Origin of the sequence: Pseudomonas sp. Pse1, assembly GCF_024519635.1 — a bacterium.
Lineage (GTDB): Bacteria > Pseudomonadota > Gammaproteobacteria > Pseudomonadales > Pseudomonadaceae > Aquipseudomonas.
Genome location: NZ_JALJRO010000053.1, coordinates 1 through 1527, shown reverse-complemented (window position 1 = coordinate 1527; position 1527 = coordinate 1). Strand labels below are relative to the sequence as shown.

The 1527-nt window shown below is 59.9% G+C and carries 1 pseudogene; it reads right to left on the bottom strand.

Going from position 1 to position 1527, the window contains the following annotated elements:
• Window positions 1-1386: pseudogene (locus NR126_RS28295) on the bottom strand (sugar-binding protein); the annotation flags it as partial.
• Window positions 1387-1527 lie beyond the last annotated feature (141 nt).

Genomic DNA, 1527 nt, shown 5'->3' with positions numbered 1-1527 from the left:
CAGAGCCTCTTCGGTCAGCACCAGCCAGTCGTTGCTGACAGAGCCCCTGAGCGGTGGCATCAGGGCGTAACGGTGACGGGTGCGCAACACCGGCGCACCGGCTTGTTGTCCAGTGGCCGGGGTCACTGTTTTCTCTCGCAGCGACCGCACGAAACCGCCCGGGTCGGGCGGACATTCACCGGGCACTCCGCCAACTGGGAAGTAGCTGTAGGTTTCCTTGATGCCGTTGGCCTGCACCTGCTCGGTAAGGTTGCCGTGGGTGTCGAAACTGGTCAGCACCTTTTCCGAGCGCGCAGTGCTGCCAACGCTCCAGCGGGTTTCCACGATTTTGGCCAACTGGCACTGCGGGCTTTGGTTGCTGAATGGCGCGTCGAGATTGTCATCGGCGTAATAGGTGGTGAACACCTGATGCACCTTGTCACCCTGGGTGGTCTTTTCCTCGGTCAGCAGGTGAAAGCGGTTGAAGGTGCGCTCGATGCTGCGCACCGCCACACCGCCGGCGTAGTGGGTTTCGGTGGTGCCGTAGCGATAACGCTCGGTGATCTTGTAGAGGTTGTCCAGGCCGTCGTCGGTCCAACTGATGCTGGAGCCGTTGCCGATGAAGTTGAAGCTGCTGCCCGGCAGGTTGCTGTTGTCGTAGCTGTAGCGCACTTCCTGCGGCGGCTGGCCAAAGCCGGGGTGACTGATGTGTTTGAAGACCCGTGGCAACGGTGCTCGCGCATTGCCCGGAAAACCATGGCCGGTACCGGCGTACTCGATGGTTTCGTGGCCGCCGACCGGCGTCTTGACCTCAGTGATGCAATGCAGGCCATTCACGGTTTGGTATTTGAAGCGCCAGGACGCCTGCTCCTCAGTAGGCAACACCACTTCATACACTTCATCGCCCGGCCCACTATTACGCAGTTTCATTACAATGCGCGCCAACGCGCCGCCCGGGCTGCCGTCGGGGCGCAGGAGCAATTCGATTTCGCTGTGACCGGGTTGCGGCAGATTGACTTGCACAAGCACCACGCCCTGGCCGTCGGTGACGGTGTGCAAGCGGCGCAGGCCGGAGCCGTAAGGCAGGTACGCCAGATTGATCTTGTAGCCTTCGGCGCTGTAAAGGGTTTCAGGCAGCGCCAGGCGACCCTCGAGCCGCAGCATTTCGGTCATGCCGGACTTGTGCACCACCCGATACAGCCCTGGGGCGTCCTCGTAAAAGAAGAAACTTTTGATTTTCTGCTCTTGCATCTCCAGGCGGTTACCGACCATGTTGGTGACCTTGAAGGTCTCGCCGCTGGACAATGCCAGGACTTGGGTGCCGGGGTCGTATTGCGAGAGCTGGAGTTCCCAACCGAGACCGAAGCCGGTGTTCAAGGTATTGAGGGGGTTGAAGCCCAGTTTCAAGGGCAACACCGGGCCGCTGAGGTCGTTGCATTTTATTTCGGGTAAAGACAAGTTGACCGTATATTGCCCGGTGCGTGGATCAACCCCGGGTTGTACGAAACTGAGGAAGTTGAAAGCATTGGAATGCACAGCAGTGGACGC